The following is a 25,140-nucleotide window of genomic DNA, read 5'->3' on the forward strand; positions in this document are numbered from 1 at the left end:
ACAGGAAACCCTCACGGGGTGAACACAATCTCATGTCCTGGATACGGTCAAGGCTTGACCTGCGATTCCAGGCGGTATGTCCGACATGGGGGCGGGCCGTGTTGGCGCCCCCGGGCTCGACCGCCGCCTCAGACGCGCGCCCACGCGGCCAGAGTGAGGCCGGGTTCCTCGCGTTGCCGTGCCACCCGGAGCCCTCCGTCGGGACCCAGCAGGGCGAGCACGACACGTCCCTGGGCGTCGGTGGCCAGGGAAGGCGTCCCGAGACAGGGCACGCCGGTGTCGACCCACCACGTCCCGGAGGCCTCGGCCTCCGTACGGCAGACCGCGACCATCGCGCTCCCGTCCCGTCCCCGGTGGGCCACCACCATGCAGTCCTGGCCGTCCAGCACCGTACGCAGCACCGCGTTGCCCGTGTCGGCGGCCGGGCTGCCGCCCAGCGGGACGACCCAGCCCCCCAGTCGGTGGGCGACGAGGCCGGAGCCCGCCGCATCGGTCCAGAGGTAGGTGAGCCTGTCCGGAGCGGTCACGAGCGCGGTGAGCGATCCCGGCGCCGGTGCCGGGATCATGTCGAGGGAGCGCCGCAGTGCCCCGCCGGCCTCCGACTGGGTCCAATACAGGGCCGAGGTGGCGGTGGGCGCCAGCAACTCGATGCGGCCGTCCGGCGAGACGACGGGACAGAGCCCGTCACGGACACCGTGACCGCGCAGGTCCCGCCAGGGTTCCCAGGCGCCGCCCCTGCCCTCGCGCCGGAGCATGACGCCGCCGTCAGCGGTACGCACGAAGACGTGCACCGTGCCCGCGGCGTCGACGGCGGCCGCCGGCGCGCCCAGCCGCACGGCCAGCCCCGGGTCCTTGTGCGGGTTGCCCACCGACACCCACTCCGTCAGTGGGCGCCCCGTCTGGTACTGCAGCGCGTAGGCCACGTCCACCGTCACCCCGCCGTCGGGCAGCGGACGTTCGCGGCGGCCCACGAAGTGCACGAATCCCTGGGGGCCCCGAACCACCGACAGATCCGTGAGACCGGCGGCCGGGAAGAAGCGCGGACCCGTCCACTCGTCGCCGCCCGGTGCGGTCTGCGTCCACCGGAGCAGGCCGTCCCGGCCGGGGGCGTAGGCGGTGAGCCTGCCGTCGGCGCCGCGCACCAGCCAGGTTCCGGCGGCCGCGCCGGTCGCCGCTTCCCCGGTGTCCGCGGCGCCCGAGGGGCCGGCCGCCCGCCGGGCCGCCGGCCGACGTCGCGCGGCGCGTGCCGCTCCACCCCTCATGACGTGCGGCCCCCCTCGGCCCCGTTGGTTGTTCGCCATCAGAACACCCGATTCTTCTCATGATATGCACGCGGGCTACACTTCCGCGGATCTCGGCCACGAGAGGGAGGGCTGCGGCGCCCGGCGTCGCGACCGGTTCCCGGGACCGCGCACCACGGAGGACTTCGCACGCAATGCCGCACGCCACCGACACCGTTCACGAGACCGTCCCGGCCGCCCCGGCCGCGAAGGCGGGCGGGTCCCGCGGCCGGCGGATCCGCAGGGTCGTCATATGGACGCTCCTGGCCCTGATCCTGCTCACCGGGGGCGGCGCCTGGTGGGCCTACCAGCGCCTGGACTCCAACCTCAGCAGCATCGACCTGGAACAGGAACTCGGGCCGGACCGCCCCGAGAAGCTCGCCACCGGCGCCATGGACATCCTGGTGCTCGGCTCCGACTCCCGCTCGGGCGCCAACAAGGGCCTGGCGGGCGGCGACACCGGCGGCACCGCCCGCTCGGACACGGCCATGGTCCTCCACATCCCCGAGGGCCGCACGAGCGCCGTCGCGGTGAGCATCCCGCGGGACACCCTGATCACACGTCCCGAGTGCACCGCCCGCGACGGGAGCCCGCTGCCGTCCGCGAGGCGCGTGATGTTCAACTCGGTCTACACCTTGGCCGGCCCGGCCTGCGTGGTGAAGACCGTCGAGCGGATCTCGGGCGTCAGGATCGACCACTACGTCGAGGTGGACTTCGCCGGCTTCCAGGATCTCGTGGACTCCCTCGGCGGGGTCACAATCACCCTCGACAAGACCATCCACGACACGTCCAGCGGCCTGGACCTGGAGGCCGGCACGCACCGCCTCGACGGCACCGAGTCGCTCGCCTTCGTCCGCACCCGCCACGGCATCGGCGACGGCAGCGACCTCGGCCGCATCGGGCTGCAGCAGCAGTTCCTGCTGGCTACCCTCGACGAGGTCAAGCGGCAGAACCTGCTCGGCAGCCCCGCCAAGGCCTACCGCGTCGCCGACTCGGCCACCCGCTCCCTGACGACCGACTCCGGTCTGGGCTCCCTGCGGAAGCTGGCCGACTTCGGGCGCAGCCTGCAGGGGCTCGACCCGGACCACCTGCGCACGGTCATGCTGCCGGTGGCCTACGACAAGGTCGACCCCAACCGCGTGGTGGCCGCCGAGCCGCAGGCGTCCCGGCTGTGGAAGGCGATCCGGGAGGACACCGCTGTCCCCCGGTCGGTGCTGGAGTCCACGACCTCCAACTGAGGCTCACCCGGCGGGCGGCGGCCCCTCCACGGCCCGCGCGGTGCAGTAGGCGACCGTCAGATCCCGTACCAGCGCCTTGCGTTCGTAGTCTTCGAGGTCGACCAGGCCGCGGTCGAGGAGACCCCGCACGGTCTCGCCGACGGCGGTGAGGGCGTCGTCCAGGGCGGCCCGGCGGTGACGGGCGTCCAGTGCGGCGAGTTGGGCGCGGCGCATGGCCGCGGCCACGGCGGGGGCGTAGTCGACGCGGACGGGCCGGGCGGAGAACACCTCGACCCCGACCGGCCGCAGGTCCTCGACGAGGCTCCGGGTGAGGTCGTCGGCGAGGCGGTCGGCGTCGCGCAGCGTGGGACCCGGGCCGTGGAAGTCGTCGGCGGGCAGCCGGGACACACACCGCGCGACCGCGGCCTCGACCTGCTCGCGCAGGTAGCGGACATGGTCGTGGACGGTGAAGGCGGCCCGGGCGGTGTCCCGGACCCGCCACACCACCAGGACCGTCGTCCGGAGCGGGATGCCCTTGGCGTCGGTGGCCTCGATGGGGCTGCTGCGCCAGTGGCGCAGGCTGGTGTCGACCCGCCGGCGGAGGAGCAGCGGGCTGATCCACAGCAGCCCGGTGCGGCGGACGGTGCCGCGGTAGGCGCCGTGCCGGGACAGCAGCCAGACGGCGCCGGGACGGCCTCGGACCAGGCCGAGCGCGGTCAGGGCGGCGACCGCCGCGAGGAAGGCCGCGGCGCTGCCGCGCAGGACGGGCGACGACCCGGCGGGGCCCAGCAGGAGCGCGGCCGTGCCGGCGGCGACCGCCAGGGCCGTGAGCACGGCGACGCCGCCGGGCAGGCAGCGCCCCGGACGCTCGGCGATCTCGGGCAGCGGCGCCGCGGCGGCCGGGCCGGGGGCCGCGTCCACGGCGGGGGCCTGGGCGGGGGCGGGGAGTTCGGCCGGGCTCCCCTGAGCGGTGATCGTCACGAGAACAGCCGCCTCCACGTCCCGGGGCCCGGGTAGCCGTCCGCCTGGCTTCCCGACCAGCCCAGTGACCGCTGGAAGGCCTCCACCGCGCGCCGGTCGGCCTCACCCCAGCGGGGACCGGGGCCCATCGCGTAGAACCGGCCGAAGCCCTTAGCAGCCAGCCGCCGTCCCAGCGCGAGCACATGCGGGCTCGACCGGCCGGGCCTGAAGGCGTCGATGCCCGGGTAGGCCGGGGGCGCCGCCGGGCGGCTGCCGCCGATGTCGGACCCCGCGCCCTGGATCAGGTAACGCCACGTCAGGGGACCCGGGAAGCCGTCGGCCTGGTCGCCCTCCCAGCCCTGGGCGCGCTGGAAGGCCCGGGTGGCGCGGCGGTCGGCGTCGCTCCAGCGGGGCCCGGGACCGTCGGCGTAGTAGGCGCCCGCGCCGCGCTGCCGCAGCATCGTGCCGAGCCGGGTGACATAGCCGTTGGTGGCGCCGGGCCCGAAGGACCAGCTGCCCGGGTAGCCCCCGGAGGCCAGGTCGCCGAGGCCGAGGTCGCCGGCGAGCTCCCCGTAGAGGTCGTCGTAGAGGTCGCCTGGGCCCTCGCCGCGCAGGTACTTGTAGCGGTAGGGGACATAGCGCTTGGAGTGGTCCCAGTAGGCGTACGGCGTCGTGCGCACGCGGGCCCGCGGCCGGGTCTGCTCGTAGGCCACGTAGCGGGTGTGCGCGGCGTTCGCCCAGCCCCCGAAGATCGTGACGTGGGAGCCGTCCACGGGGTCGCGGGGGTTGTGGAAGAGCAGGATGTCGCCCGGTTCGAGCTCGTCGCGGCCGATCCGTTCGGCGTAGCGCGGCAGGGTACCGGTCCACTGGCTGCTGCCCAGGCCCCAGGCCATGGAGACGAATCCCGAGCAGTCCTGCCGGTAGCCGTCCCGCCAGCGGCGGCCCATGTCGTACGGGACGCCCGCGTCGACCCAGCGCCGGGCCCGCTGGATGACCTGGTCGCGGGTCAGCCGCAGCGGGGCCGTGGCGCCGGCCAGGTCCGGCCGCGCCTGTTGGGTCCGACCGGCGGGCGCGGCCTGGCCGGCGTCCTGCGCCGGGGCGGCCACCGCGGCGGGCGCCATGACGGCGGCACCCCCCGTGGCCAGGAGGACCAGCGCGGCGGGGACCGCGGCCGGTGGCGCGCACGGGGACGTGGCGCGGGTCGCCGCCCGGATCAGCCGCCGCCGTGCGCAGTCCTCACAGACGCAGCCCGGCTGCGGCCCGACCTCGTCGAACACCGGCGTGGACATGTGCACCACCACTCCTCGCGATCGAGTGCCACATGCCCTTATTACCCGATTTTCCAGTCAATCTGACGGAATGACAGCGGGTGGTGTGGTCAGCCGGTCGCGGTGGTGTTCTCCACGACCTCGGCGACAGCCTTGTCGACCAGCCGCGTCAGCTGCTCGGGCGTGAGATCCGGCGCACCGCCCGCGGGGTCGGTGACCGTCTCGCCGTTCACCTGCACGACCGGCACGGAGGTGAATCCGGCCGCGGCGAACTCCTCCTGGGAGCGCCGCACCCAACCGTCGTGGTCCCCGCCCTGGACGCAGGGGACGAAGTGCGTCTCGTCCACGTCCCCCGCCTTCTTCGCCAGGTCCTTGAGGAACGTGACCCTGGTGAAGGGGTCGTCCTGGGGGTCGGCGGGCTGCGCGTCCCACACCTGCGCGACGAACTCCTGGAACCGGCCCACGTCCTGCGCACAGGCGGCAGCGTTGGCCGCGGCCAGGGAGCCGGCGCCGCCGTCGGCGGCGTCGGTGGGCGTCACCAGACGGTAGTCGATCTGCACCTGCCCGGTGGCGACCAGCTTGGCGAGGGTGTCCGCGTACTCGGAGGCGAAGGCCTTCGACTCCGGGCTGCGCAGGTCCTCGTACACGGTCAGGGTCACCGGCAGCTTCGTCGGCCGCACCGGCACCGCCAGCTGTTCCTCGCCGGAGGCCCCGGCCGGTGCCTTGACCTCGTGCTGCTTCTCACTGCGTACATGGGCCCCGAGGACGGCGGAACCCCCGAACACCACGCCCAGGACGATCACCGTCCCGGCATAGGACCGCCAGCGCTTGGACTTCGTCTGTTTCACCGGGACTTTCTACCATCGCGTACACGCACGCCCCGTGGGGGGTACGGATCACCGGCGGGAGCGGGGCAGCAGTCCCCTCGCCGGTCGCCCGAGCCGCCCGAGGGCCGTTGTGGGAGGGTGGGCCGGTGGACGGTGCGCCGATGGACGGTGGGACAGCGCCCCTGGTGGTGGTCGACGCCGCCAACACCGTGGGGTCCGTGCCCGACGGATGGTGGCGGGACCGGCAGGGGGCGACGGAGCGTGTGCGGGACGCCCTGGCAGCGCTGGCGCGGACCGGGCTGCCCGAGCGGGCGGACGTGCCCGAGTGGGCCCGGCGCGCGCCGCTCGACATCGTTCTCGTGGTGGAGGGCGCGGCCCGGGGCGTGGCGCCCGCCCCCGGAGTGCGGGTCGAGGCGGCGGCGGGCAGCGGCGACGACCTGATCGCGCAGCTCGTCGCGGACCGCGATCCGCAGCGGCTGTGCCTGGTCGTGACGGCCGACCGCGAACTGCGCCGCAGGGTCACCGCCCACGGCGCGGCAGTCACCGGGCCTCGCTCGGTACGCGCCTGACGCACCCCGCCCCAGCCGCTCTCGGAGGCCGCGCGGACAGGCGGGCCGGCGTCGCGGGTCGATGGCTCTCTCCTGGCCGCGTTGTCGGTCGCCGCAGCTCCGCGTCCTCCTTCTCCGCCGTGCCGGACTCGGCCCTCGACCCGCTCCTTGCTCCACCCCGCCTGTCCGCGCGGCCTCTTATTCGCTGTCGCCGGCGGACAGCGGGGAGGTAGAACTGACACGCCGGGTTCAGGAGTTGATCGGTGAGTCTCACGAAACGGGGGATCGGCGGACGGACCGTGCCGTGGTCGCCGCAGTCGCGGACCGGGTCGCGGTACCGCCCATGCCCCGGCCGCCCGTCCGACGTCGGCGACGTCGCCTGGGCCCCTGACCCCGAGCAATGGCCCGCCGGATGCGCCGCTCGCGGCGCGGCTCCGGAACAGAAGAGGATCGGCCGAAGGCAGCGAGAGAGAACATGACGACGGAAGCTCCCGGCGCGACACGGATGCCCCGCGCCTTCGGGCTGTTCTACGCGTCCTTCGCCGTCTCGATGCTCGGCGACTCCTTCCGGCTTCTGGCCGTCAACGTCTGGCTGTTCGAAACGACCTCCGGCTCGATCGGTGCCCGGCTGCTCGTCGTACTGCTCGCCACTCTGCCCGGGATGCTGCTCGGCGGGGTGTCCGGTGTCATCGCGGACCGCTACGACAAGTACTCCGTGCTCGTGGTGGCGGATCTCGTCCGCATCGCCGTCGGCCTCGGCCTTGCCGGGTGCGCCGCCACGGGGAACGCCGCGTGGGCGCTCGTGCTGGTCGCGTCGGGCAACGGCATCGGGGTGTTCTTCTCCTCGTCCTCCTTCGCGCTCCTGCCCAGGCTCGTACCGCAGGACCGGCTGCCGCGCGCCAACGGCCTGATGGAGACCGGCCAGTGGGTGATGCAGATCGCCGGGCCCTCGCTGGCCGCGGTGACGCTGGCGTTCGGCGGGGCCGGTCGCGCCTTCCTCATCGACAGTGCCACCTTCGCCGTGTCGGCAGTCATCCTGTGGGTCCTGCGCCGGAAGCTGACCGCCGCCCCGGCCGGGGCCGCCGCGGGCGCCGATGGGGACGGCGCCGTCGACGACGGCGATGGAGACGGGACGCCGGACACGAAGCCCTGGGCGGCCTTCGTCGACGGCACCCGGATCATCCTGCGGAGCCCGCCGATCCGCTCCCTGCTGCTCGCCTCGTACGGCGTGGCCTTCCTGACCGCCTGCACCAACTACGGGCTGATCTTCCTGATCACCCGGAGCCTGGCCCTGGGCCCGTCCTCGCTCGGCTACCTCTACTCGCTCAACGGCGCCGTCGCCGTGGTGGCGGCCCTCGCGGTGACCGTGCTGGCCCGATCCACCCACCTCGGCAGGATCATGGCCCTGTCCATGCTGGGGCTCTGTGTGGCCCAGGTGGTCATGGGCATCGCTCCGAACGTCTACGTACTGGGCGTCGGCGTCGCCGTCAGCGCCCTGTCCAACGCGCCCTACAACGTCGCCGTCAGCTCGCTCTACATGAGCAGGATCCCGGCCGCCTACCTCGGGCAGGTCGAAGGCATCGACACGATGGTGGACAGCTTCGCCAACGTCCTCGGCTTCGTCACCGCCTCGCTGGCCGTCCTGTGGTGGAGCCCGCGCGGGATCTTCCTGCTGTCGGCCCTGGTCGCGGCACCATGCGTGGTTCTCGCATTCACCAGGGTGGCCCGGGGCAGCGGGGCCTTGGACCCACCGCCCCGCGCGGACGTCGGGACCACCGAGGTGACGGCCTGACCGCATCCCTCCGGAGATGCGGATCGTACGCACCGATGCGGCGACGAACCGCGCCGCCGACCCCCGACCGCGGTCGGCGCGCGCCTGACTACCGCTGCTCCGGCCGCGCGTACAGCACCGCGCCGTCGACGGTGGCCACGGGCTCGTAACCGCCCCGGTCCAGCAGACGGCGCAGGCCCGGCACATACGCCGCGCCGTAGGGGGCGCCCCGGGAATCGTCGACGACGACGGTCGGCGGCGCGGCGGAGAACTCCCTGCGGAAGTCCGCCCAGGCGCCCGGCACGGCGTACTCCTCGCCGACCCGGGTCCCACCGCGGCCGCCGCTGAAATTGGTGAGGAACCCCGCGGTGAGGAAACGGCCGGCCGGTGCGCGCCCGGAGAGCCAGTACTGCTCCGGGTGCATGCCCCAGACCAGGACGGTCTCCCCGGCGCCGGTGCGGGCGCGGACCGCTTCCGCGACCGCGCGGGCATGGTCGAGTTCGGCGCGCGGCGCGGCGAAGCCCCAGCCGGTGAAGACGGCTGCCGCCAGCACCGTCCAGGCCACAGCGGCCCTGCGGGCCATGCCGCGCGCGGGCAGCCGGCGCAGCGCCGCCACCCCGACGAGTGTGAGCGGGGGCAGCGCCTGCAGGTAGTAGTGCCCGTAGAACTGGAAGCCCGCCAAAACGGCGACGGCGGACGCGGCGAGCCAGAGCCACAGCTCGGCCCCGGCGCCGGACCGCCGGCGCGCGGCGAGCCAGGCGGCCGGCAGCACGAGCCCCGCCCCGGCCGCCGCGAGGATCGCGGCGTTGCCGAGCCCCCGCCCGGCCGCGAGCAGCCACGCGCCCTCGGGCGAGAGGTAGGCGCCGGAGCCGGTGACGGTCCAGAAGACGAAGCGCCCCGCACCGGTCGCCAGGGCCACGGCCGTCACGGGCAGCGCGCATCCCGCCGCCAGCCGGGCCCACGCACCGGCGCCCGCCGGCGCCCGGGCGGGCGCTGCCGCACTCCCCCGCCGGGCCTGCCACAGCATCCACAGCACCGGGAGGAGCACCGCGGCGCCGGTCTGCTTGGTCAGCGCCGCCCCCGCCACCGCCACCCCGGCGGCGCCCCAGCGCCCGCGGTCGGCGCAGAGCACGGCGGCGACCGTCCACGGCAGGGTGAAGACCTCGAAGATGGCCGCCTGGGTGTCCTCGGGCGCCAGACCCACCGACAGCAGCAGATAGCCGAAGCCTGCGGCGGCGCCCCACCGGTCGCCCCAGCGGCGCCGGGCGAGGGCGACGAGGAGCGCTGCCGTCACCACGTGCGCGGCGACCGCCGCCACCCGCAGGGGCCACAGCGAGCCGTCGCCGAAGAGGGCGAAGGCCCCCTGGTAGAGCCAGGGCACGAACGGTGGCTTGCGGTCCACGACCGTCTCGTAGAGCACACCGCCGGAGGCCAGCACCCGCGCCTGGGTCGCCAGGAACCCCTCGTCGGGGTTCCAGACCGGGCGGAGGAAGGAGGGCAGATGCACCAGAGCCGCCACGAGGGTCAGCAGCGGGAGCAGCACGGTCCACGAGGACCAGCGGGGTCCCGAGGGCGCCGGGGACGGGGCCGCGCTCGCCCGCCGTCCCGGGAACGCGGGCACGGCGGCGCGGGCGGTCTCGGGGCGGGTCGGCACGCGCCCAACGTACCGGGCGCCCTCGGCGTGCGTCAGCTCACCCCTGCCGGGCCGGCCCCTGGAGCCTGCTGTGCCGGTAGCCGTACAGGAAGTAGAGGATGAAGCCGAGGACCATCCAGACGGCGAACCGCAGCCAGGTCTCGGCCGGCAGGTTGAGCATCAGCCACAGCGTGGCGAGCACCGACACCGCGGGGAGCCATGGCACGAACGGGGTACGGAAGGAGCGCGGCAGATCGGGACGGGTGCGGCGCAGCACCACGACGCCGATGGCGACGACGACGAAGGCGAACAGGGTGCCGATGTTCACCAGCTCGGCCAGTTCCTCGATGGAGGTGAAGCCCGCGACGATCGCGACGATGCCGCCGAGCAGGATGGTCGAGCGGTACGGCGTGCCCCGCGTGGGGTGGACCCGGGAGAAGAAGCGCGGCAGCAGACCGTCGCGGCTCATCGCGAAGAAGACCCGGCTCTGCCCGAGCAGCAGGATCATGCAGACCGTCGTCAGGCCCACCACCGCGCCGAAGGCGATCAGGCCCGCCCAGAAGGGGTGGCCGACTGCCTTGAAGGCGTCGGCCAGCGGCGCGTCCACCGACAGCCGGCTGTAGTGCTGCATGCCGGTGACGACGATGGAGACGGCGACGTACAGCACGGTGCAGATCAGCAGCGAGCCGAGGATGCCGCGCGGCACGTCCCGCTGCGGGTTCCTGGTCTCCTCCGCGGCGGTGGCGACGATGTCGAAGCCGATGTAGGCGAAGAAGACCACGGCCGCCGCGGTGAAGATGCCCATGACGCCGAACTGGGAGGGCGTGAAGCCGGAGATCAGCTGGATGAGCGGGGCGTCGATGCCGGCCGCCGCGCCCTCGGACGAGACGGCGGGCGGGACGAACGGCGCGTAGTTGCTGCCCTTGATGAAGAAGGAGCCCACGATGATCACGATCAGCACCACGGCCAGCTTGATGGCGACGACCACGGAGGTGACGCGGGCCGAGAGCTTCATCCCGGCGACCAGGATGGCGGTGAGCGCGGCCACCAGCAGGAAGGCCAGCAGGTCGAAGTGGAAGCCGTCCTGCGTGCCGCCGGACAGCGCGGACGGCAGGTGCCAGCCCCAGTTGTCCAGGATCGAGCGCATGTACCCGGACCATCCGACGGCGACCACGGCGCAGCCCAGCGCCAGTTCGAGCACGAGGTCCCACCCGATGATCCAGGCGGGCAGTTCGCCGAGGGTCGCGAAGGAGAAGGTGTACGCGGACCCGGCCACCGGCACGGTGGAGGCGAACTCCGCGTAGCACAGGGCGGCGAGCGCGCAGACCACGCCGGCGGCGACGAAGGACAGGGCGACCGCCGGGCCCGCGCTCTCCTTCGCCACCTTGCCCGTGAGGACGAAGATGCCGGTGCCGATGATGACACCGACACCGAAGACGGTGAGGTCGAGAGCGGACAGCGACTTCTTGAGCGCGTGCTCCGGCTCCTCGGTGTCCTTCAGGGAGTCTTCGACTGATTTGGCCCGAAAGAACCCGCTTCGACCCTTTGCAGCGTTACCGCCCACGTCCACCGGCGCACCTCCACAGTTGTTCCTGCATCACAGCACTCGCGGATGCGTGTGACCGGATCTGGCGCGCCTACACCTCGGCAGAAGGGCCGGGCGATCACCCGTAAGGGTGTCGCCCGGCCCGGTGTCACAGGAGGGACGGGGAGCGGCGTCAGTCGCTCGCGACCTGCGGCGCGGGCTCGTCGGCGTAGCGCCCCTGCAGCCGGCTGACCAGGCCGGTCACCTGGCGTGCGATGTCCGGGGCGGTCAGGCCGATCTCGGCCATGACCTCCCTGCGGTTCGCGTGGTCCAGGAACTGCTGCGGAATGCCGAAGTCGCGCAGCGGCACGTCCACGTTCGCGTCGCGCAGGGCCTGGGCGACGGCGGAGCCGACTCCCCCGACGCGTCCGTTGTCCTCGACCGTGACGACGACCTTGTGGCCGGCGGCGAGGCCGGGCAGGGCCTCGTCGACGGGCTTGACCCAGCGGGGGTCGACGACGGTGGTGGTGATGCCCTGGGCGTCGAGCAGGTCGGCGATCTCCAGGCACATCGGGGCGAGCGCGCCGACGGAGACCAGCAGGACGTCCGGTGTGCCGCCGTCGCTCTGGGTCTTGGCCTCGCGCAGTACGTCCATGCCGCCGACCGTGCCGACCGCCTTGACCGCGGGGCCGACCGCGCCCTTGGAGTAGCGGACCACGGTCGGCGCGTCCTCGACCGCCACGGCCTCGCGCAGTTGGGCCCGCACCTGGTCGGCGTCGCGCGGGGCGGCGATCCGCAGACCGGGGACGACCTGGAGGATCGACAGGTCCCACATCCCGTTGTGCGAGGCGCCGTCGGTGCCGGTGATGCCGGCGCGGTCCAGGACGAAGGTCACACCGCACTTGTGCAGCGCGACGTCCATCAGGACCTGGTCGAAGGCGCGGTTGAGGAAGGTCGCGTAGACGGCGACCACCGGGTGCAGTCCGCCGGTCGCCAGGCCCGCCGCCGAGACGGCGGCGTGCTGCTCGGCGATGCCGACGTCGTAGACGCGCTCGGGGAAGGCCTTGGCGAACTTGTCCAGGCCGACGGGCTGGAGCATCGCCGCGGTGATGGCGACGATGTCCTCGCGCTCCTTGCCGAGCTCGACCATCTCCTCGGCGAAGACCGAGGTCCAGTCCGCGCCCGAGGCGGCGATGGGCAGGCCGGTGTCGGGGTGGATCTTGCCGACGGCGTGGAAGCGGTCCGCCTCGTCCTGCAGGGCCGGGGTGTAGCCGCGGCCCTTCTCGGTGAGGCAGTGCACGATGACCGGGCCGCCGAAGCGCTTCGCGCGCTGCAGCGCGGACTCCAGCGCGGCGATGTCATGGCCGTCGATCGGGCCGACGTACTTCAGGCCCAGGTCCTCGAACATGCCCTGCGGGGCGATGAAGTCCTTGAAGCCCTTCTTGGCGCCGTGCAGGGTCTCGTACAGCGGCTGGCCGATGACGGGGGTACGCTCCAGCAGCTCCTTGGTGCGGCTGAGGAAGCGTTCGTAGCCGTCGGTGGTGCGCAGCGTGGCGAGGTGGTTGGCGAGCCCGCCGATGGTCGGGGCGTAGGAACGCTCGTTGTCGTTGACGACGATGACCAGTGGGCGGTCCTTTGCGGCGGCGATGTTGTTCAGCGCCTCCCAGGCCATGCCGCCGGTCAGGGCGCCGTCACCGATGACGGCGACGGTGTGGTCGCGCTTGCCCAGCAGCTCGTTGGCCTTGGCCAGGCCGTCGGCCCAGCCGAGCACCGTGGAGGCGTGGCTGTTCTCGATGACGTCGTGTTCGGACTCGGCGCGCGAAGGGTAGCCGGACAGGCCGCCCTTGCTCTTGAGCTTGGTGAAGTCCTGCCGTCCGGTGAGCAGCTTGTGGACGTAGGACTGGTGTCCGGTGTCCCACAGCACCTTGTCCTTCGGCGAGTCGAAGACGCGGTGGAGGGCGATGGTCAGTTCGACGACACCGAGGTTCGGCCCCAGGTGCCCGCCCGTCTTGGAGACCTCGTCGACCAGGAAGGTACGGATCTCGCCTGCCAGCTCGACCAGCTGCTCCGGGGTGAGCCGGTCGAGGTCGCGCGGTCCCTTGATACGGGTCAGCAGCGCCACCCGTGCCTCCTTGTTGTCGCTTACCGGTTACCCGAGTGTATGTGTTCGCGTTTTCAGCACCGCACACGCCTGTGCCCGGCGCTGGGATGATCTTCCCCGCGCCGGGCACGACACACTACCGGTGCGTACGGGGCCTCAGCCGCGGCCGGCGGCCTTCCGGCTCCCGCGGGACACCGGGCGCATACGCCTGTGCCCGGCGCCGGGAGGAACCTCCTCCCCGCGCCGGGCACGTCACACTACCGGTGCGTACGAAGCCGGGTCTCAGCCGCGGCCGGCGGCCTTCTGGCTCTTGCGCGAAACCGAGTCGATGACCACGGCGGCGAGGAGCACCGCGGCGGTGATCATGTACTGCAGCGCGGTGTTCATGTTGAGCAGGTTCAGGCCGGTCTGGATGGACTGGATGACCAGCATGCCCAGCAGGGCGGACCAGACGTTGCCGCGACCGCCGAAGAGGCTGGTGCCGCCGATGACCGCGGCCGCGATGGCCAGCATCAGGTAGTTGCCGCCGCCCGCGCCGAGCGAGGCGGTGTAGGTCTGGGCGGCGAAGAACAGACCGCCGATCGCCGCGAACATACCGGAGATGGCGAACACGGAGATACGGATCAGGGCGACGTTGATACCGGCCCGGCGGGCGGCCTCGATGCCGCCACCGACCGCGAAGATCTTCCGGCCGTAGGAGGTGCGGCGGAGCACGAAGTCGGTGATCACCAGCGCCGCCAGGAAGATGACCAGTGCGTTCGGCACGCCGCTCGCCTGGTTCAGCACGTAGGCGGCGACGAAGGAGACCACCGCGAGGGCGCCGACGCGCAGCGCGATCTCGCTCGTGGGACGGAAGGGCACCCCGGCCGCGCGGCGGCGGCGCTGGTCGATGACCGACCCGGCGAGCATGGCCACCGTGCCGAGACCCGCCAGCAGGTAGGCGCCGGCGATGTCCTGGTCGAGGAAGAAGGACTGCTTGCCCAGGATGTGCAGCGGGCCGCCGTCCGCGATCGAGAGGCTTCCGGTGTCGCCGAGCAGCTGCAGCATCAGGCCGTTCCAGCCGAGGAAGCCGGCGAGGGTGACGACGAACGCCGGCACGCCGATCTTGGCGAAGAACCAGCCGTGCAGGGCGCCGATGACGATGCCGGTCAGGATCGTCAGGATCAGCGCGAGCCACGGGTTCATCCCGTGGGTGGTCGCCATGATCGCGAAGAGCGAGGACGCCAGACCGCTGACCGAGCCCACCGACAGGTCGATCTCGCCGAGCAGCAGCACGAAGACCAGACCGATGGCGAGCATGCCCGTGGAGGTCAGGAAGAAGCCGATGTCGGCGAGGTTGCCCGCGGTCAGGAAGTTGCTCGACTGGGTCTGGAAGACGGTCCAGATGATGATCAGGCCGATGACGACCGGCAGCGAGCCCAGCTCACCGCCGCGTACCTTGCGCTTGAACTCCGTGATGTAGCCCTTGAGGCCCTCTTCACGGACGAGCAGGCGCGGGTCGACCAGGGGAACCGCCGCCGCGGGCGCCTCCTCGACCGCTGCCGCCGCGTCCTGCTCTACGGTCTTCGACGTGTCGCTCACTTTGCAGCCTCCGTGCGCCGCGCCTGACGGCGGGTCACGGCGTTGTCCGTGGCGCCGGTGATCGCGGAGATGATTTCTTCGTGGGACGTGGTCTTGACGTCGAACACGCCGTTGTTGCGGCCGAGCCGCAGCACAGCGACGCGGTCCGCGACGGCCTTGACGTCCACCATGTTGTGGCTGATGAGGATGACGGCGAGGCCGCGCTGGCGCAGCCGCTCCACCAGGTCGAGCACCTGGGCCGTCTGCTCCACGCCGAGGGCGGCGGTGGGCTCGTCGAGGATGACCAGCTTGGGCTCGCCGATCAGGGCGCGGGCGATGGCGACGACCTGCCGCTGACCACCCGACAGGCTGGCGATCGGGATCCGGACGCTGGGGATGCGGATCGACAGGGTGCTCAGCAGCTCCCTGGACTTCGCCTCCATGGCGACCTCGTCGATCACTCCGGCGCGCTTGAGCTCCCGGCCGAGGTAGAGGTTGGCGACGACGTCGAGGTTGTCGCAGAGCGCGAGGTCCTGGTAGACCGTCGCGATTCCCAAGCCCTGGGCGTCCTGCGGCTTGTCGATGCTGACCGGCTTGCCCTCCCACTCGATGACGCCTTCATCGATGGGGTGGACGCCGGCGATCGTCTTGACCAACGTCGACTTACCTGCGCCGTTGTCGCCGACGAGCGCGACGACCTCACCGGCGTGGATCTCCAGATCGACATCGGTGAGGGCCTGGACCGCACCGAATCGCTTGGAGACTCCGCGCAACGCCAGCACGGGCGTAGCGGACACGTGAACCATCTCCTTCGCCGCCTGACCGGCGGGGATGCCGCGCTTGAGATGCGCGGAGGGGGTGTGCGCGAGGCACAGCTTTACATGAACGAACGGATCGTCCGTCCGGAGCCCGCCCCGTCAGCGGGGTTGTCGGACGGGGCGTGGCTCCGGACGGGTCCGTGTAGCGGCCTCCGGAGGGAGGACCAGCCGGTTTACTCGATGCCGGCGGCCTTGCAGGCCTTGGCGAACTCGGCCGTGCAGATCTCGGAGACGGAGTACAGCTTGTCCGCGATGACCGTGTCCTTGACGTTGGCCTTGGTCACCGAGACCGGGGTCAGCAGCTGGGACGGGACCTTGTCACCGGAACCGCTGGTCAGCGTGGTGGTGGCCAGCGAGTCGATGCTCTTGCCCTCGAGCAGGTTGACCGCGAGCTGGGCGGCGGCGTCGGCCTCGGGCTTGAAGGCCTTGTAGACCGTGCTGGACTGCGTGCCCGCGATGATCCGCTGGATGCCCGCGAGTTCGGCGTCCTGGCCGGTCACCGGAATGCCGCTGATGCCGGCGCCCTTGAGGGCGGTGGCGATACCGCTGGCCATGGCGTCGTTGGCCGAGTAGACGCCCGCGATGTTCTTGGCCTTGAGCTGGGTGATGGCCGCCGTCATCTTCTGGTTGGCGACGTTGTCGTCCCACAGACCGCTCTGCTCGTAGGCGATCTTCACCTTGCCGTCGAGGGCGGAGTGGGCGCCCGCCTTGAAGTCGGCGGCGTTCGGGTCGGCGTCGTCGCCGTTGATCATGACGACGTTCGTCGACGGCTTGGCCTTGTCGCCGAGCGCGTCGAGGAGCGCCTGGCCCTGCAGCTCGCCGACCTTCTTGTTGTCGAAGGAGACGTAGGCGGAGACCGGGCCCTCGGCGAGGCGGTCGTAGGCGACGACCTTGATGCCCTTGTCGACCGCGGCCTGGACGGAGGTCTTGATGGCCTTGGCGTCCTTGGCGCTGATCACGATCACCTTGACACCCTTGGTGATCATGGTGCTGACCTGCTGGGCCTGCTTGGCGGAGTCACCGGCGGCGTTCGCGTACTCCACCGTGCAGCCCGCGCACAGCTCCTTGACCTTGGCCTCGAACAGCGGCTTGTCGAACTTCTCGTAGCGCGCGGTGACGCTGTCGGGAAGCAGCAGGCCGATGGACTGGTTCTTGCTGCTGCCGGCGCTGCTGCTGCCGCCTTCAGCCTTGTCGTCGCCCGCCTTGCCGCAGGCGGCGACGGAAAGGGCCATGGTGACGGCCGCGGTGCCGATCACGACGCGACGCATCATTGCGTTCATGTGGGGTTGCCTCCCTGACAGGGCCGCAAGAGACTGCGACCGAGGTGAGCGAGAGTCAACTCGCCTACAGGCTTGGCGTCAAGAAGTAAATACTTAACGAGATGGCAACGGTGCGTTTCGTTATCTAGATGAACGCTCAGTGATCTTCACCGCGCCCCAACCGCCGTCGGCGCACCGGCATTCAGCAGGGCCGAGTCCCCCACCTCGCTCAGCGCCAGCGCCAGCGCGCCCAGCACCTCCGCGCGGGCCCCCAAGGCTCCGGAGACGACCGACAGGCGGCGCGCGGCGCTGGGGATCGCGTACCGCGCAACGGACTCCCGCAGGGGGGCCAGCACCAGTTCCCCGGCCTCCGCGAGGTCGCCGCCGAGCACCACCCGGCTGGGGTTCAGGATATTGGCGAGGCTGGCCACCCCCATGCCGACGTGCCGGCCGACGTCCCCGATGACGCGGCGGCAGCCGGGGTCGCCCTCGCGGCCCAGCTGGACCATGCGCGCCAGGGTGAGGTCCGGGCCGTGGCTGCCGCGCAGCAGGTCCAGCACGTAGCGGGCGGCGGTGAAGGTCTCCAGGCAGCCGCGGTTGCCGCAGCGGCAGACCGGACCGGACTCGTCCAGCGTGATGTGGCCGATCTCACCCGCGGTGCCGCCGGGACCGCGGTAGATGCGGCCCTCGATCACCAGCCCGGCGCCCACACCGCTGGCCACCTTGATGTACGCAAGGTCCCGCACCCCTCGGCCGCTGCCCCAGACCAGCTCGCCGAGGGCGCCGAGATTGGCGTCGTTGTCCACCTGGACCGGCATGCGCAGCCGCTCGGCGAGTTCCTGGCGCGGGTTGATGCCGCCCCAGCCCGGCAGGATCGTCGTCGACCCCAGCGCGCCGGTCTCCACGTCGATCGGGCCCGGGACGCCGAGGCCGACGCCGATCACCTTCTCGGGGCTGATGCCGCGGGACTCGATCAGCCGCGCGACCAGCTGTTCGGCGCGGTCGAAGCCCTCGGAGGCCGAGGCGTCCACGTCGATCGGCTCGGACTGCTCGGCGAGCACCTGGTGCGCCAGGTTGCCGACCGCGACCCGCAGGTGGGAGTGCCCGAAGTCGACGCCCACGACGACGCCCGCGTCGCCGGAGAGCGACACCGCGCGGGCCCGGCGCCCTCCGGAGGAGGTCGGAGTGACCTCGACGGTCCCGTTGTCGCGCAGCTCGCGGACGATGTTGGAGACCGTCGCGGCGGAAAGGCCCGTCGTCCGGGCGATCTCGGCCTGCGTCAGCGAACCCGCGAGGCGTACCGCCCGCACCACCCGCTCGAGATTGGCCCGGTGCAGCGACGACTGGGATCCCGGAGTCTCCACGACCATTCCACTCCTGCCGAACCGGACGGGAGCCACGTCGATGAGACCCCGTCGTCTACAACATGTGAACTCTAAGCAAGCCTTCAGGCGCGCTTAGAGTCAAGGGGAAGAACCAGACCGCTGACGCAATGCCCCGAAACATCCGGAAGCGGCCCCGCATTCGGCGGGACCGCTTCCGTTGCGCGAACCGGCCGTCCGGCGGCAGTCGCGTGGAGTGACACCGCGGTCACTTCAAGGTGCCGGCCGTCAGACCGGCCTGCACCTGCCGCTGGAAGGAGAGGTACACGACGAGCACCGGCAGCATCGCGATCGTCATGCCCGCGAAGAGCGCCGGGTAGTCACCCGAGTACCCCTGCTGCTGCGCCAGGTTGACCAGTCCCTGGGCCAGCATCGACCGGTCCGGGTCGCTGCTCGACTGCTGCTGCATCAGGGTCATCGGCAGGATGTACTGGTTCCACTGGCCCAGCACGTTGAAGATGCCCACGCTGATCAGGCCCGGCTTGGCCATCGGCAGCATCACCTGGAAGAACGCCCGGGAGTGGGAGCAGCCGTCGATCATGGCCGCCTCGTGCACCGCCGTGGGCAGGGTCCGGAAGAAGGAGTGCATGAAGAAGACGGTGAAGGGCAGCGAGTAGGCGACGTAGACCAGGATCAGGCCCTGGTAGGTGTTGAGCATGCCCAGGTTGCTGACCATGAAGAACAGCGGCACGAGGGCGAGGTACACCGGGAACATCGCCCCGCCGACGAACAGGTAGAAGACGGCCCGGTTGCCGGGGAACTCGTAGCGCGCCAGAACGTAGGCGGCCATCGACCCCAGCAGCATGGTCAGCGGTACCGAGAACACCAGCACGATCATCGTGTTCACGAAGAACTCGCCGATGCCCTTCTCCCAGGCCCGGGAGAAGGCGTCGAAGGACCACTGCGATGGCCAGGACCAGGCGCTCGCGCCGATCTCCGAGTTGTTCTTGAAGGAGCCGAGGACGATCCATGCCAGCGGCAGGATGATCAACACGCCCCACAGGACCAGGAAGCCGTGCGAGAACACGTTGAGCGTCGCGCCGCTGTCGGCGAAACGTTCCCGGTCCGCTTTCCTGCCGCCGGCGCGCGCGGGCCGTCCGGTGGGGACCGGTGCCGCGGTGGGCTGCTTGATGGGAGTGGCCATGGGATGCGCTCCCCGCTCAGAACTCGATGCGGTCGCGGCGGGAGAACCGCAGCGCGACGGCGGAAAGGATCAGGGTGAGGAAGAGGATGACGACGCCCATGGCGCAGGCGTAGCCGCTCTTGCCGAAGGTGAGGAAGTTGCGCATCAGGTAGGTCGCCATGACCTCGCCGTGGTGGTCGGGGCCGCCGCCGAAATTCGATCCCGGTGTGAGGACCGAGGCCAGGACGAAGAAGTCCATCGCGGCGATGGCGAGGTACACCCAGGCCGTCTGCACGCTGTCCCACAGCAGGGGGAGCGTCACCTTGAAGAAGGTCTGCAGGCGGCCGGCGCCGTCGAGCAGGGCGGCCTCGTAGATGTCCTTGGGAATGGACTGCATGGCCGCCGAGAAGAGCACCAGATAGAAGCCCACACCGGCCCAGATCTGCACGCCCAGCAGGCACCACATGACGAGGTCGGGGCTGTTGAGCCATTCGATCGGGGCGCTCGGGTCCTCGAGGTGCAGTGCGATGAGGATGCCGTTCAGCAGGCCGCTTCCGTCACTGCGGTAGACCGCCTGGAAGAGCACCACGAGAATGGCGACGGAAAGCACCTGGGGGAAGAAGAAAACGATCTTGTAGAAGGCGGATCCGGCCACGCCCCGGACGCCCGTGGTGCCGCCGCGGCCCCCCACATTGAGCATGAAGGCGAAGAAGAGCGCCAGCAGGATCGTGATCACCGGCAGGAACACCAGCAGCAGCACATTGTGCCGCAGCGCCTGCAGGAAGACGTGGTCCCCGAAGAGCTTCGTGTAGTTCTCCAGACCGACGAAGTGCATCTCCTGGGACTGCCCGGACCAGTCCGTCAGGGAATACCCGAAGGTCTGGAGATACGGCCAGATCACGAAGACGACGTAGAGCACGACCGGGAAGAAGAGGAATCCCGCGATGAACGGGTACTTGCGGTGACGCATGGCGCTGCTCCTGCCATCGGGGGGCCGTCGCACCGGGGCCCGCACGCCCCCGGATCCGTGTCCGGGGGCACCGGGCCCCGGTGCGCGAGGGCCGGCGGGGACTAAGAGCCCTTCTTGGCCTTCTCGGCGGCCGCCTTGACCCGCTTCAGCCAGTCGGCGGGCTTGATGCGCTTGGCCATCAGCTCGGCGCTGGCGTTCTGCACGTCGGTGTCGAAGGCGCTCTGCGTGTTGATGTAGCTGTAGTTGAAGACGTTGCTTCCGGCAGCACTGAGCGCGGTGACCGTGGACTTGGTGCCCGGGCGCAGCTGGACGTCGGATCCGACGCCGTCCTTGAGCACGGTCAGCGAGTTGGCCGTCTGAGCGAACGTGCTCGAGGCTTCCTTGGTGAGCATGATCCGCAAGAACTCCAGGCCGCCGGCCTGGTTCTTGGCCTTCTTGGGGACGATGAAGGGCTCACCGGCACCGGCCCGGATCGCCTCGAAGGGCAGCTTGTCGCCCTCGAGCGAGGGAATCGGCAGAAAGGTCATCTCGAAGTCGGACGGAGTGGCCTTGAGCTGCTCGTTCTCCAGCCACGAACCGCAGGGGATGAAGGCGGCCTTGCCCTCGTTCCAGGCGGTCTGCGACTCGATGTGGGTCATGCCGTTGGTGCCGGGGAGCAGGTAGCCCTTGTCGGCGATCTGGTAGACGGACTCGACGGCCACCTTGGCGGCGTCCTCGTCCCACACGGTCGGGTCGAGGCTGTCGATCCGCTTCACCAGCTCGAGTCCGCCGTGCTTGGCGATCAGGTCCATGACCACGATGTTGATGTAGTACGGGTACTTGCCCTGGTGGCAGAAGGGCGCGATGCCCGCCTTCTTGATCTCCTCGGAGAGGGACATGAAGTCGGCCCACGTCTTCGGCGCGGTCCAGCCCTTCTCCTTGAAGAGCTTGCCGGAGTACCACAGACCCCAGACGGTGTAGATGTAGGACAGCTGGTACATCTTGCCGTCGTCGAAGCTGCCGATCTCGATCGTGCCGGGCTGCAGGACGTCCCTGATCTTCTTGCTCGGGTCGTCGATGTAGGGCGCGTCGAGAAGGGGGGTGAGGTCGGTGAGCTGGCCGCTCTTGTAGAGCACGTCCAGCTTGATCTGCTGGGCGCCGGAGTCGTCGACGACGTCCGGGGGGTTGCCGGCGTTGAAGCGGGGCTGGAGCTTTCCGGTGATCTCCTGGGTGCCGAGGTGGCTGATCTTGGCTCCGGAGAACCTCTTCTTGTAGATCTTCTCGAACTCGATGGCGTACGCGTCGCCGTAGCCGCCCTTGAAGATCACGACGTCCAGGGGGGCGTCGTTGGCCACGCCGAACGGGTTGTCCTTGGACTTCTCGCCCTTAGCGGCACCGCCCTTGTCGTTGTTGCCGCCACTGGACGCACAGGCACTCAGCAGACCCGCGGAGGGAGCGGCCAACAGGCCCACCGCTGCCGCCCGCTTGATCAGATCACGCCGGTTGACGTCGGATCTCATGCTCAAGTCCTCACCTTCCCCAGGACCCATGCGGTGCGGAGTTGAATCTGTGCACGGGCAACGCACCCGCCGTTCCCCCCGCGCAAGCCCGCGTTCAGCGGGCCTCCTGGACGCCGACAGGTATAGTCCACTCTTCGTCAACTGGGCAAGGTCATGTGCGCTATTGGCGGCCGGCTTTCCCTAGTTGAGACCTGCCGGTAACGCCGACGGGCCCGCACCCCCGAAGGGGTGCGGGCCCGTCGCCGATACCCGGCGGACGTGATCCTTACTTGCGGATCAGGGAGCGCAGGACGTACTGCATGATGCCGCCGTTGCGGTAGTAGTCCGCCTCACCGGGGGTGTCGATGCGGACCACGGCGTCGAACTCGACGCCGGTGTCGGTCGTCACCTTGACGGTGCGCGGGGTGGTGCCGTCGTTGAGCGCGGTGATGCCGGAGAACGAGAAGGTCTCCTCACCGGTCAGGCCCAGCGAGTCCGCCGAGGAGCCCTCGGGGAACTGCAGCGGCAGCACGCCCATGCCGATCAGGTTGGAGCGGTGGATGCGCTCGTACGACTCGGCGATGACGGCCTTGACGCCCAGCAGCGCGGTGCCCTTCGCGGCCCAGTCGCGCGAGGAGCCGGAGCCGTACTCCTTGCCCGCCAGGACGACCAGCGGGGTGCCGGCGGCCTGGTAGTTCTGCGACGCGTCGTAGATGAAGGAGACCGGGCCGCCCTCCTGCGTGAAGTCGCGGGTGTAGCCGCCCTCGGTGCCCGGCGCGATCTGGTTGCGCAGGCGGATGTTGGCGAACGTGCCGCGGATCATGACCTCGTGGTTGCCGCGGCGGGAACCGTAGGAGTTGAAGTCGCGGCGCTCCACACCGTGCTCGGTGAGGTACGTGCCGGCCGGGGTGTCGGCCTTGATGGCGCCGGCCGGGGAGATGTGGTCGGTGGTGACCGAGTCGCCCAGCTTCGCCAGCACACGGGCGCCGGTGATGTCGGTGACCGGGTCCGGCTCCATGGTCATGCCCTCGAAGTACGGGGGCTTGCGGACGTAGGTGGACTGCGGGTCCCACTCGAAGGTGTTGCCGGTCGGGATCGGCAGCGACTGCCACTGGGCGTCGCCGGCGAAGACGTCCTGGTAGGAGGTGCTGAACATGTCCTGGCCGATCGCGGAGGCGACGACCTCGTTGACCTCCTGCTCGGAGGGCCAGATGTCCCGCAGGAAGACCGGGTTGCCGTCGGTGTCGGCGCCGATGGCGTCCTTGGTGATGTCCACCTTCATGGAGCCGGCGATGGCGTACGCGACGACCAGCGGCGGGGACGCCAGGTAGTTCATCTTGACGTCCGGGTTGATCCGGCCCTCGAAGTTGCGGTTGCCCGACAGCACCGAGGTCACGGCCAGGTCGTGCTCGTTGACGGCCTTGGAGACCTCGTCCGGGAGCGGGCCGGAGTTGCCGATGCAGGTCGTGCAGCCGTACCCGACGAGGTTGAAGCCCATCTTGTCGAGGTACGGGGTGAGGCCGGCGCGGTCGTAGTAGTCCATGACGACCTTGGAGCCCGGGGCCAGGGTGGTCTTCACCCAGGGCTTGCGGGTCAGGCCCTTCTCGACCGCCTTCTTGGCCACCAGGGCGGCGGCGACCATGACGTACGGGTTGGAGGTGTTGGTGCAGGAGGTGATCGCGGCGACGGTGACGGCGCCGTGGTCGATCTCATAGGTCGAGCCGTCGGGGGCGGTGACCACGGTCGGGCGGGTCGGGACCCCGTTGGCGGTGGCCGGGGCGTCGGAGGCCGGGAAGGACTCCTTGCCCGCCTCGTCGGCGGCGTCCTCGACGTAGTTGCGCACGTCGCTCTTGAACTGCTCTGCGGCGTTGGCCAGGACGATGCGGTCCTGCGGGCGCTTCGGGCCGGCGATGGACGGGACGACCGTGGAGAGGTCGAGCTCCAGCTTCTCGGAGAAGTCCGGCTCGGCGGCCGGGTCCAGCCACAGGCCCTGCTCCTTGGCGTACGCCTCGACGAGCGCGAGCTGCTGCTCCGAACGGCCGGTCAGCTTCAGGTAGTTGATGGTCTCCGCATCGATCGGGAAGATCGCCGCGGTGGAGCCGAACTCCGGCGACATGTTGCCGATGGTGGCGCGGTTGGCCAGCGAGGTGGCGGCGACGCCCTCGCCGTAGAACTCGACGAACTTGCCGACGACACCGTGCTTGCGCAGCATCTCGGTGATGGTCAGCACGAGGTCGGTGGCGGTGGTGCCGGTGGGCAGCTCGCCCGTCAGCTTGAAGCCGACGACGCGCGGGATCAGCATGGAGACCGGCTGGCCGAGCATGGCGGCCTCGGCCTCGATGCCGCCGACGCCCCAGCCGAGGACGCCGAGGCCGTTGACCATCGTGGTGTGCGAGTCGGTGCCGACCAGGGTGTCGGGGTACGCCTGGCCGCCTCGGACCATCACCGTGCGGGCCAGGTGCTCGATGTTCACCTGGTGGACGATGCCGGTGCCCGGCGGGACGACCTTGAACTCGTCGAACGCGGTCTGGCCCCAGCGCAGGAACTGGTAGCGCTCCTTGTTGCGGCCGTACTCCAGCTCCACGTTCTGCGCGAAGGAGTCCGGGGTGCCGAACTTGTCGGCGATCACGGAGTGGTCGATGACCAGCTCGGCCGGGGCCAGCGGGTTGATGCGGGACGGGTCGCCGCCCAGCTCCTTGACGGCCTCGCGCATGGTGGCGAGGTCGACCACGCACGGCACACCGGTGAAGTCCTGCATGATCACACGGGCCGGCGTGAACTGGATCTCCTGGCTCGGCTGCGCCTGGGAGTCCCAGCCGCCGAGCGCGCGGATGTGGTCGGCGGTGATGTTCGCGCCGTCCTCGGTGCGGAGCAGGTTCTCCAGCAGCACCTTCAGGCTGTAGGGGAGGCGCGCGGAGCCCTCCACCTTGTCCAGCCGGAAGATCTCGTACGACTCGTCGCCCACCTGCAGGGTGCTGCGGGCGTCGAAGCTGTTCGCCGACACGACAGTCTCCTTCGTAACTTTGCGCGTACCACCGCAATGCTGCCGCTTCGACCCCTGGCCGATCCGCTCAGGTAAGACTAAGTAAGGTCAGCCTCACCTGTAGCGGCAGCGGTGCGCCTGGGCAGATATCTCGATGTCGAGATAACTCTAGTACATCACCGCTGCCCGGTCATGCGCTGGGCCGCCGGATCGTTCCGGGCCGGCTCTCCCGGGAGACGGAGGGGGAACCGGTGCGCGCGCGGCCACCCCGTGCTCAGCGCCTCGGCCTGGAGTGCTTCCCCAGCGGTAGGCGTCGCCGCGGAGCGTCGCGTGCCCGATGGGGGCCACTGTGCGGTGACCGGCCCGCTGACCGGCACGACGCCGGACGGGGCGGGCCGCGGGCGGGAGCCGGGGTGGCCGGGCCGGGAGCCCCGGCC

General features: G+C 70.9%; 18 protein-coding genes. 3 read left to right on the forward strand and 15 right to left on the reverse strand.

What is annotated here, in order from left to right:
* Window positions 1–128: 128 nt before the first annotated feature.
* Entirely contained in the window at window positions 129–1,262 is a 1,134-nt protein-coding gene (locus ACRWND_RS08090; RefSeq protein WP_431947463.1) for a hypothetical protein, read from the reverse strand.
* Between the two features lie 173 nt (window positions 1,263–1,435).
* On the opposite strand from ACRWND_RS08090, the gene ACRWND_RS08095 reads away from it, so the two are divergent.
* Window positions 1,436–2,518, forward strand: coding sequence for an LCP family protein (locus tag ACRWND_RS08095; protein ID WP_431947465.1), 1,083 nt, complete (start codon window positions 1,436–1,438; stop codon window positions 2,516–2,518).
* A gap of 3 nt (window positions 2,519–2,521) precedes the next feature.
* On the opposite strand, the gene ACRWND_RS08100 is transcribed toward ACRWND_RS08095, so the two are convergent.
* The 3 genes from ACRWND_RS08100 to ACRWND_RS08110 form a co-directional block, all read right to left on the reverse strand.
* Window positions 2,522–3,478, reverse strand: a complete 957-nt coding sequence (locus tag ACRWND_RS08100) for an SPFH domain-containing protein (RefSeq protein WP_431947467.1) — start codon at window positions 3,476–3,478, stop codon at window positions 2,522–2,524.
* On the reverse strand, window positions 3,475–4,746 hold the full coding sequence (locus tag ACRWND_RS08105) for a peptidoglycan-binding protein (protein ID WP_431947469.1): 1,272 nt from the start codon (window positions 4,744–4,746) through the stop codon (window positions 3,475–3,477). The genes ACRWND_RS08100 and ACRWND_RS08105 overlap by 4 nt, the downstream gene beginning before the upstream one ends.
* 89 nt (window positions 4,747–4,835) lie before the next feature.
* Window positions 4,836–5,573, reverse strand: a complete 738-nt coding sequence (locus ACRWND_RS08110) for a DsbA family protein (protein ID WP_431947471.1) — start codon at window positions 5,571–5,573, stop codon at window positions 4,836–4,838.
* A gap of 140 nt (window positions 5,574–5,713) precedes the next feature.
* Between ACRWND_RS08110 and ACRWND_RS08115 the strand changes: the two genes are divergently transcribed.
* Complete coding sequence (locus tag ACRWND_RS08115; protein ID WP_431947473.1) at window positions 5,714–6,121, forward strand: NTP pyrophosphohydrolase; 408 nt, start codon at window positions 5,714–5,716, stop codon at window positions 6,119–6,121.
* A 454-nt stretch (window positions 6,122–6,575) separates the two neighbouring features.
* Entirely contained in the window at window positions 6,576–7,892 is a 1,317-nt protein-coding gene (locus ACRWND_RS08120; protein ID WP_431947475.1) for an MFS transporter, read from the forward strand.
* 88 nt (window positions 7,893–7,980) lie between these two features.
* Here the strand turns inward: ACRWND_RS08120 and ACRWND_RS08125 are convergent, their stop codons facing one another.
* The 11 genes from ACRWND_RS08125 to acnA all read right to left on the reverse strand — a co-directional run bounded on the left by ACRWND_RS08125 (window position 7,981) and on the right by acnA (window position 24,724).
* Window positions 7,981–9,525 (reverse strand): glycosyltransferase family 39 protein, encoded by a 1,545-nt coding sequence (locus tag ACRWND_RS08125; RefSeq protein ID WP_431947477.1) that lies wholly within the window; start codon window positions 9,523–9,525, stop codon window positions 7,981–7,983.
* Window positions 9,526–9,562: 37 nt separating this feature from the next.
* Window positions 9,563–11,074: an amino acid permease gene (locus ACRWND_RS08130; protein WP_431947478.1), complete on the reverse strand. Its 1,512-nt coding sequence runs from the start codon at window positions 11,072–11,074 to the stop codon at window positions 9,563–9,565.
* A 148-nt stretch (window positions 11,075–11,222) separates the two neighbouring features.
* Window positions 11,223–13,151, reverse strand: coding sequence for a 1-deoxy-D-xylulose-5-phosphate synthase (gene dxs / locus ACRWND_RS08135; protein ID WP_431947480.1), 1,929 nt, complete (start codon window positions 13,149–13,151; stop codon window positions 11,223–11,225).
* A gap of 261 nt (window positions 13,152–13,412) precedes the next feature.
* Window positions 13,413–14,711 carry a sugar ABC transporter permease gene (locus ACRWND_RS08140; protein ID WP_431947482.1) on the reverse strand — a complete coding sequence of 433 codons (1,299 nt, stop codon included), beginning with the start codon at window positions 14,709–14,711 and terminating at the stop codon, window positions 13,413–13,415.
* Window positions 14,708–15,496 carry an ATP-binding cassette domain-containing protein gene (locus tag ACRWND_RS08145; RefSeq protein WP_431947484.1) on the reverse strand — a complete coding sequence of 263 codons (789 nt, stop codon included), beginning with the start codon at window positions 15,494–15,496 and terminating at the stop codon, window positions 14,708–14,710. The genes ACRWND_RS08140 and ACRWND_RS08145 overlap by 4 nt, the downstream gene beginning before the upstream one ends.
* A 185-nt stretch (window positions 15,497–15,681) precedes the next feature.
* Window positions 15,682–16,788: a sugar ABC transporter substrate-binding protein gene (locus ACRWND_RS08150; RefSeq protein ID WP_431947486.1), complete on the reverse strand. Its 1,107-nt coding sequence runs from the start codon at window positions 16,786–16,788 to the stop codon at window positions 15,682–15,684.
* Between the two features lie 146 nt (window positions 16,789–16,934).
* On the reverse strand, window positions 16,935–18,131 hold the full coding sequence (locus ACRWND_RS08155) for an ROK family transcriptional regulator (RefSeq protein WP_431947488.1): 1,197 nt from the start codon (window positions 18,129–18,131) through the stop codon (window positions 16,935–16,937).
* Between the two features lie 226 nt (window positions 18,132–18,357).
* Window positions 18,358–19,293, reverse strand: a complete 936-nt coding sequence (locus tag ACRWND_RS08160; protein WP_431947490.1) for a carbohydrate ABC transporter permease — start codon at window positions 19,291–19,293, stop codon at window positions 18,358–18,360.
* 16 nt (window positions 19,294–19,309) lie between these two features.
* On the reverse strand, window positions 19,310–20,242 hold the full coding sequence (locus tag ACRWND_RS08165) for a carbohydrate ABC transporter permease (RefSeq protein WP_431947492.1): 933 nt from the start codon (window positions 20,240–20,242) through the stop codon (window positions 19,310–19,312).
* Window positions 20,243–20,343: 101 nt separating this feature from the next.
* Entirely contained in the window at window positions 20,344–21,741 is a 1,398-nt protein-coding gene (ngcE, locus tag ACRWND_RS08170; RefSeq protein ID WP_431947583.1) for an N-acetylglucosamine/diacetylchitobiose ABC transporter substrate-binding protein, read from the reverse strand.
* A 265-nt stretch (window positions 21,742–22,006) separates the two neighbouring features.
* Complete coding sequence (gene acnA / locus ACRWND_RS08175) at window positions 22,007–24,724, reverse strand: aconitate hydratase AcnA (protein ID WP_431947494.1); 2,718 nt, start codon at window positions 24,722–24,724, stop codon at window positions 22,007–22,009.
* Window positions 24,725–25,140 lie beyond the last annotated feature (416 nt).

Source organism: Actinacidiphila sp. bgisy167, from assembly GCF_965342175.1.
Classification (GTDB): domain Bacteria; phylum Actinomycetota; class Actinomycetes; order Streptomycetales; family Streptomycetaceae; genus Actinacidiphila.

What these genes read in the sequence shown, in the direction of transcription:
- ACRWND_RS08150 (WP_431947486.1), bottom strand. Translation starts at nt 16,788, where the DNA reads ATGAACGCAATGATGCGTCGCGTCGTGATCGGCACCGCGGCCGTCACC.
- ACRWND_RS08090 (WP_431947463.1), bottom strand. Translation starts at nt 1,262, where the DNA reads ATGAGGGGTGGAGCGGCACGCGCCGCGCGACGTCGGCCGGCGGCCCGG.
- ACRWND_RS08120 (WP_431947475.1), top strand. Translation starts at nt 6,576, where the DNA reads ATGACGACGGAAGCTCCCGGCGCGACACGGATGCCCCGCGCCTTCGGG.
- ngcE (WP_431947583.1), bottom strand. Translation starts at nt 21,741, where the DNA reads ATGAGATCCGACGTCAACCGGCGTGATCTGATCAAGCGGGCGGCAGCG.
- ACRWND_RS08145 (WP_431947484.1), bottom strand. Translation starts at nt 15,496, where the DNA reads ATGGTTCACGTGTCCGCTACGCCCGTGCTGGCGTTGCGCGGAGTCTCC.
- ACRWND_RS08095 (WP_431947465.1), top strand. Translation starts at nt 1,436, where the DNA reads ATGCCGCACGCCACCGACACCGTTCACGAGACCGTCCCGGCCGCCCCG.
- ACRWND_RS08115 (WP_431947473.1), top strand. Translation starts at nt 5,714, where the DNA reads ATGGACGGTGGGACAGCGCCCCTGGTGGTGGTCGACGCCGCCAACACC.
- ACRWND_RS08105 (WP_431947469.1), bottom strand. Translation starts at nt 4,746, where the DNA reads ATGTCCACGCCGGTGTTCGACGAGGTCGGGCCGCAGCCGGGCTGCGTC.
- ACRWND_RS08165 (WP_431947492.1), bottom strand. Translation starts at nt 20,242, where the DNA reads ATGCGTCACCGCAAGTACCCGTTCATCGCGGGATTCCTCTTCTTCCCG.
- ACRWND_RS08160 (WP_431947490.1), bottom strand. Translation starts at nt 19,293, where the DNA reads ATGGCCACTCCCATCAAGCAGCCCACCGCGGCACCGGTCCCCACCGGA.